The sequence below is a fragment of the Paraburkholderia sp. genome (assembly GCF_047605525.1).
Lineage (GTDB): Bacteria > Pseudomonadota > Gammaproteobacteria > Burkholderiales > Burkholderiaceae > Paraburkholderia.
In genome coordinates, this window is record NZ_JASGFN010000012.1 from 248173 (window position 1) to 254649 (window position 6477).

Here is a 6477-nt window from a genome sequence, read left to right on the forward strand (position 1 = left end):
ATCAAGCATGCTCTCGAAACTCACGCACTGGCTGGGCACGCGCCGCCGCGAGCGCGCGCTGCGCGACTATGCGATCGACGAACCGCTGTGGCAGGCGACGCTCGCCGGCCTGCCGTTTCTCGCGCATCTCGACGCACCCGATCTCGCGCGGCTGCGTGAACTGACGAGCCTCTTCATCGCGCAGAAGGAGTTCTCGACCGCGCACGAACTCGAGCTGACCGACGCGATGACGGTCGGGATCGCCGCGCAGGCCTGCCTGCCGGTGCTGAACCTGAGCCTCGATCTGTACCGCGGCTGGGTCGGCGTGATCGTTTATCCGGGCGAGTTCGTGATTCGCAAGACCGTCGAGGACGAAGACGGCGTCGTGCACGAAGTCGAGCACGATGCGAGCGGCGAGGCGTGGGAAGGCGGCCCGGTGGTGCTGTCGTGGGAAGACGCGCAGATGACGGACGGCACCGACGCGTATAACGTCGTGATCCACGAGTTCGCGCACAAGATCGACATGCTGAACGGGGAAGCGGACGGCCACCCGCCGCTGATGCGCCGCTGGCACGCGCCGCTCGACACTCAGGCATGGGCGGATGTGTTCGATCACGCATACGACCACTTCTGCGCGAAAGTCGACGCGGTGCCCGAGCGCCGCTGGGCGCGCTTCGAGCGCGAATCGCTGATCGACCCGTACGCGGCGGATCATCCGTCGGAATTTTTTGCCGTCTGCAGCGAGGCGCTGTTCGTGAAACCACAGGCGTTCGAGGCGCAGTATCCGGAGCTATACCGGCTGCTCGCGCGCTATTATCGACAGGACCCGGCGCGCGTGGGTTTGACGTTCGCGCCGGTTTGACGGCGGCGCCTTCGCGAATCTTCGGGCTGGGCGATGAATCGTCGGCCGCGCGTCAAGCCAGGCCCCGCAGCCCGCCCCCGATAGAAACCGCTGGCAGAAAAATCGCCAAGCGACTGATTTTCTGGCATAATCGCCGTTTTCGACCGTAGGCAAGTGGCTCGCGCCTGAAGGCAGTCCAATTCAAGGCTGCACGCGGGTTGGCTACCGCCAGATTAAAGGAAAGACCATGAAAGAAGGCATTCACCCGGATTACCGCGAAGTCCTGTTCGTCGACATGTCGAACGACTTCAAGTTCGTGACGCGCTCCACCATCCAGACGCGCGAAACCGCCGAATTCAACGGCAAGACCTACCCGCTCGCGAAGATCGAAGTGTCGTCGGAATCGCATCCGTTCTACACCGGCCAGCAGAAGATCATGGACACGGCCGGCCGCGTCGAGAAGTTCAACAAGAAGTTCGGCGCACGCGCTTCGGGCAAGGCAGCAGCAAAGTAATCTCCGCATCGTCGCCGGTCCCGAGCCGGTAGCGAAGCAGACAAAAAAGGGCAGCGCGAGCTGCCCTTTTTTGTCGCCCGCGCAAGCCCGACGTTTGCATGACCCACTGCGCAAAACGCAGGCGCGTACCCGATACGCCGCGCATCCGCGGCGCCGTGTTACAGCTTTCGCAACGACGTTGCCGGTCGTTACCGGCCGTGACGGGCATCGCGCGGCACGACTACAATGCCGGATGCTCCAGACGGGACCTTCCGGCCGGATCCACCGCCCGGCCCCCGGCCGCATTGCTTATCCAATATCCACACACCGCATGAGACCTGTCGTTCGCCTCACTGCCTCAGCGACCAGTGCATTGCCGCGCTGGCTGCTGCTGACCATCTGTATCGTCTACGCGTCGTTTGGCCTGTTCGGCCGCGATCCGTGGAAGAACGAGGACGCAGCCGGCTTCGGTGTGATGTGGACGATGGCGAACGGCGGCGCCCACGACTGGCTGCTGCCGAACCTCGTCGGCAAATATCTGACCGAGGACGGTCCGCTCGGCTACTGGCTCGGCGCCAGCGCGATCCGCGCGCTCGCGCCGTGGGTCGACGCGAGCAACGCGTCGCGCGTGTTCACCGGCCTGCTGTTCTGCGCGGGCTGCGCGTTCGTCTGGTATGCCGCGTATCTGCTCGGCCGGCGCGCCGAAGTGCAGCCATTCAAATATGCGTTCGGCGGCGAGCCGGAACCGCGCGACTACGGCCGCACGCTCGCCGACGGCGCGCTGCTGATCCTGCTCGCCTGCTTCGGCCTCGCCGAGCGCGGCCACGAAACCACCCCGCAACTCGCGCAGTTCGTCTGCATCGCGATGCTCGTGTACGGCCTCGTGCGCATGATCGACAAGCCGATCCAGGGCGCGCTGATCTGGGGTCTCGCGATCGGTCTCGTCACGCTCGCGAGCAGCCCGGTGCTGGTCGGCGCGCTGCTGCTCGGCACGCTCGCGATGACGCTGATCGTGCGCGAAACGCGTTCGCGCTGGCTGCTGCTCGCCGGGCTGCCGGTCGCGCTCGTGCTCGCCGTCTCATGGCCGATCGCCGCGCTCGCCGCCTTTCCCGGCGACGCCGTCTGGTATCTGAACCAGTGGGTGCATGTGAGCCTGAGCTCGTTCGCGGGGCCGCCCGGCTCGGTCGCCGCGTATGCGCTGAAAAATCTGCCGCTCTTTACATGGCCCGCATGGCCGCTCGCGCTGTGGTCGTGGTTTAGCTGGAAGGGACTGCGGCGCGGGCCGCACGTGGCAATTCCGCTGTCGGTGATCGGGCCGCTGTTCGTGCTCGTCGTGCTGCAAAGCCACCAGTCGAACCGGCTCTATATGCTGCTGCTGCCGCCGCTCGCGGTGCTGGCCACCTTCGCGCTGCCGACCCTCAAGCGCGGCGCGATCAACGCGATCGACTGGTTCGCGCTGCTCAGCTTCACGATTCTCGGCAGCTTCGTGTGGCTCGTGTACGTGGCCGGTCTCACCGGTTTTCCGCATCCGCTCGCGCGCAACCTCGCGCGGCTCGCGCCGGGCTTCGTGCCGCAGTTCAAGATTCTGTCGTTCGTCTGCGCGGTGGCCGTGACCGTGTGCTGGTTCATGCTGGTGCGCTGGCGTCTCGCGCGTCATCCGAAGGTGCTGTGGCGCAGCGTCGTGCTGTCGAGCGCCGGCACGACGCTGATGTGGGTGCTGCTGATGACACTGTGGCTGCCGGTCGTCAACTACAGCCGGACCTATCGCGACGTCGCGCAGCAGATCGCGAGCCATCTGCCCGAGGACTACACCTGCATCGCGCCGGTACGGCTCGGCAATGCGCAGATCGCGACCTTCGCCTATTTCGGCGACATGCACTTCGCGTTCGACCAGGACTGCGACGTGATCCTGCGCCAGGACACGCAGGACTACGGTGATCCGAGCGCGATGCCGGACTACATCTGGAAACTCGTCTGGGAAGGCCGCCGCGCCGCCGACCGCGACGAGCGCTTCCGCCTGTACGTGCGCATCGACCGTCCGAAGCCGCCGCCGGGCAAGCGCCGGAGCTGGCACAAGAAGCTCGACTGACATGTTCGCCGACGTACGGAAAATCGCCGCGCTCGCGTGGCCCGTACTGATCGGCCAGTTGGCCATCATCGCCTTTGGCGTGATCGATACGGCGATGGTCGGCCGCTACTCGGCGGTCGATCTGGCCGCGCTCGGTCTCGGCTCGTCGATCTACATATCGGTCTATATCGGCCTGACCGGCATTCTCACCGCGCTGCAGCCGATCAGCGCGCAACTCTATGGCGCGCGCCGCTACGGCGAGATCGGCGAGGAAGTGCGCCAGTCGCTGTGGCTCGCGGCGGCGCTGACCGTGATCGGCTTCCTGATCCTGTTCTTTCCCGGACCGCTGCTGAACCTCTCGCACGTGCCCGGCGCGCTGCACGAGCGCACGCTCGCCTATCTGCGGATTCTCGCGTTCGGGCTGCCCGCCGGGCTCGCGTTTCGTATCTATAGTTCGGTCGCCAATGCGCTCGGCAAGCCGCGGCTCGTGATGTTCCTGCAGATCGCCGCGCTGCTGCTCAAGATACCGCTCAACACGTGGCTCATCTTCGGCGGACTCGGCGTGCCGGCGCTCGGTGGACCCGGCTGCGCCCTCGCGAGCTCGCTGCTGAACTGGGCGCTCGCGGTGCTCGGCATGGTGCTGCTCGTGCGTGTCGACGTGTTCAGGCCGCTCGGCATTTTCACGCACTTCTGCTGGCCGGTCTGGAAGCGTCAGGCCGCGCAGTTGCGGCTCGGCATTCCGATGGGGCTGTCGTATCTGATCGAGGTCACGTCCTACACGTTCATGGCGCTGTTCATCGCGCGCTTCGGCACGACCACGCTCGCGGGCCATCAGATTGCCGGCAACATCGGCGCGGTGCTGTATATGACGCCGCTGTCGATCGGCATCGCGTCGTCGACGCTGGTCGCGCAGGCGCTCGGCTCGCATCGGCCGGAAGCGGCGCGCACGCTGTCGCGTCACGGCATCGCGATGGCCCTCGCGATCGCTTGCTGCTACGGCGCGCTCGTTCTCGTGCTGCGGCCGTATATCGTCGCCGGTTATACGACGAACGCGCAGGTCGCGGCGGCGGCATTGCCGCTGGTGCTGATCGTCGCGGGCTATCACCTGTTCGACGCGTTGCAGATCACGATCGCGTTCGTGCTGCGCGCGTACAAGGTCGCGATCGTGCCGACCGTCATCTATGCGGTGGCGCTGTGGGGCGTGGGGCTCGGCGGCGGCTACGCGCTCGGCTTCGATACGACCGGCCTCACGCCGCCGTGGCTCACCGGCGCGCGCGGCTTCTGGGTCGCAAATACCGCGAGCCTCGCGATTGCCGGGATCGGCCTGCTCGCGTACTGGCGGATCGTGAGCCGGCGGTACCTGCACGAGGATGCGGGGTTGCGGATGGATTCGGCGGCGTAAAGGGGAGATGAGGGGATGGGCGCGGTTCAGGCGGGCTTTGAGGCCGCGCCCGAACCCGGGTTTCGCCGGATGCGCCGCGTGGGTTGAGTCGGTGGTAGCAGACGGTTAGTTGCACTCCGCTCCCCGCTAAATGCAATCCAAGGTCTCCTCACCCCGCGCACGCCGCCTCTTCCTGCCGCTCCCGCCGCTCGAAAATCTCGCGCGCCGCGAACAGTGCATTGAGCGCGGCCGGAAAGCCCGCGTAGAGCGCCATCTGCATGAACACCTCGACGATCTCCTCGCGCGTGCAGCCGACGTTCAGCGCCGCCTCGATGTGCACCTTCAGTTGCGGCTGCGCGCAGCCGAGGGTCGCAAGCGACGCGATCGTCGCGATTTCGCGCGCGCGCAGATCGAGCTGCGGCCGGCTGTAGATATCGCCAAAACCGAATTCGATCAGCAGGCGGCCGAATTCCGGCGCGACCGGCGCGAGCGCGGCGATTACCTGCTCCCCCGCCGAGCCGTCGATTTCCCTGAGTTTGTTCCAGCCGCGGGTGTAGCGGTCGTCGTGTGCGTAGTCCATTGCGAGTCCTGTCTGGATGTGTGCGAACGTGAGGACGGCGAGGCTTCGCTGTCCTGTCGTGCCGGATCGTGCCCAACCATGCCATCCGTGGCCGCTTCGGTAGCCGCTTCGTAGTACGCGATCTTGTCATCGATTGCGCCGAGGTTGCTCTGCAGATCGGCGATCCGCGCGAGCAGCGCATCCCGGTGCGCGACCAGCAGGTCGCGGCGCGCGCGCATCGTCGGCTGCCCCTGCGCGCGCAGCGCCGCAATCTCCTGCATGCCGGCGATCGACATACCGGTCGCCTTCAGACGCATCACGAACTGCAACCAGTCGAGATCGGCCGGCGAATACAGCCGGTGCCCCGCCTGCGTGCGCCCGACCGGCCGGACCAGGCCGGCCTGTTCGTAATAGCGCAGCGTATGCGTGGACACACGGATCGTTTCGGCGACCTGGCCGATGGTGAGCGCGGTTGATTGTTTCGACATGACGGACTCAGGTTAGGACTTCGAGTGCACTCCAGGTCAAGCGTCTGGCACTGTCACGGGGTTGCGTGGTGAATTTGGCCGACAGGCTCATCAACGCTATAGCAGATGCCAAAAGGTTTAAATATTGTTTGCCGCGATTTACTTGTCGTGCATCGATCGGTATAAATCGTCCGCGATTGTAAATAAGGGCCTGCGATTTGTTCTATGCTTAAACGCAGCGCCCGCTGACAGAATGCGTCGTCCGTTCCCGGCTAACTTTTTTTTGCCCTCAATGGAGTGCTTGCCATGCTGAAGAAGCTTCTCATGCTTTGCGTTGCTGTGGCTTTGTCGCTGTCGGCCGGATTCGCCGCGGCGGTCGAAGTGAATACCGCCGATCAGGCCGCGCTCGAATCGGTCAAGGGCATCGGCCCCGTGCATGCGAAAGCGATCCTCGATGAACGCGCCAAAAACGGCCCGTTCAAGAATGCCGACGATCTCGCCGCGCGGGTGAAGGGCATCGGCCAGAAATCGGTCGTGAACCTCGAAGCGGCCGGCCTGACGATCAACGGTTCGTCCGCGCCGCCGACCGGCGCGAAGCCGTCGACGAAGTCGGGCAGCACGGCCAGCACGAAGGCGGCGCCGGCGGCGCCCGCCGCAACGACGCCGGCACCGGCGCCCGCGGCCACGAC

The 6477-nt window shown here is 65.7% G+C and carries 7 protein-coding genes; 5 read left to right on the top strand and 2 right to left on the bottom strand.

The window, feature by feature from the left end:
- Positions 1–7 precede the first annotated feature (7 nt).
- From QM685_RS19190 to QM685_RS19205, 4 genes are all read left to right on the top strand, one after another.
- The gene (locus tag QM685_RS19190; protein WP_415118172.1) at positions 8–841 is read left to right on the top strand and encodes a zinc-dependent peptidase; all 834 of its coding nucleotides are present in this window, start codon (positions 8–10) and stop codon (positions 839–841) included.
- A gap of 226 nt (positions 842–1067) precedes the next feature.
- Positions 1068–1334: a type B 50S ribosomal protein L31 gene (locus tag QM685_RS19195; protein WP_415118174.1), complete on the top strand. Its 267-nt coding sequence runs from the start codon at positions 1068–1070 to the stop codon at positions 1332–1334.
- Positions 1335–1644: 310 nt separating this feature from the next.
- Positions 1645–3402 (top strand): ArnT family glycosyltransferase, encoded by a 1758-nt coding sequence (locus QM685_RS19200; protein ID WP_415118176.1) that lies wholly within the window; start codon positions 1645–1647, stop codon positions 3400–3402.
- A 1-nt stretch (position 3403) separates the two neighbouring features.
- Positions 3404–4783, top strand: a complete 1380-nt coding sequence (locus QM685_RS19205; RefSeq protein ID WP_415118178.1) for an MATE family efflux transporter — start codon at positions 3404–3406, stop codon at positions 4781–4783.
- A gap of 148 nt (positions 4784–4931) precedes the next feature.
- On the opposite strand, the gene QM685_RS19210 is transcribed toward QM685_RS19205, so the two are convergent.
- The gene (locus QM685_RS19210; RefSeq protein WP_415118180.1) at positions 4932–5342 is read right to left on the bottom strand and encodes a carboxymuconolactone decarboxylase family protein; all 411 of its coding nucleotides are present in this window, start codon (positions 5340–5342) and stop codon (positions 4932–4934) included.
- On the bottom strand, positions 5261–5809 hold the full coding sequence (locus QM685_RS19215) for a MerR family transcriptional regulator (RefSeq protein ID WP_415118182.1): 549 nt from the start codon (positions 5807–5809) through the stop codon (positions 5261–5263). Before QM685_RS19215 ends, QM685_RS19210 begins: the two co-directional genes overlap by 82 nt.
- 285 nt (positions 5810–6094) lie before the next feature.
- On the opposite strand from QM685_RS19215, the gene QM685_RS19220 reads away from it, so the two are divergent.
- A partial coding sequence (locus tag QM685_RS19220) for a ComEA family DNA-binding protein (RefSeq protein WP_415118184.1) occupies positions 6095–6477 on the top strand: 383 nt, incomplete at its 3' end.

What these genes read in the sequence shown, in the direction of transcription:
- QM685_RS19190 (WP_415118172.1), top strand. Translation starts at nt 8, where the DNA reads ATGCTCTCGAAACTCACGCACTGGCTGGGCACGCGCCGCCGCGAGCGC.
- QM685_RS19195 (WP_415118174.1), top strand. Translation starts at nt 1,068, where the DNA reads ATGAAAGAAGGCATTCACCCGGATTACCGCGAAGTCCTGTTCGTCGAC.
- QM685_RS19200 (WP_415118176.1), top strand. Translation starts at nt 1,645, where the DNA reads ATGAGACCTGTCGTTCGCCTCACTGCCTCAGCGACCAGTGCATTGCCG.
- QM685_RS19205 (WP_415118178.1), top strand. Translation starts at nt 3,404, where the DNA reads ATGTTCGCCGACGTACGGAAAATCGCCGCGCTCGCGTGGCCCGTACTG.
- QM685_RS19210 (WP_415118180.1), bottom strand. Translation starts at nt 5,342, where the DNA reads ATGGACTACGCACACGACGACCGCTACACCCGCGGCTGGAACAAACTC.
- QM685_RS19215 (WP_415118182.1), bottom strand. Translation starts at nt 5,809, where the DNA reads ATGTCGAAACAATCAACCGCGCTCACCATCGGCCAGGTCGCCGAAACG.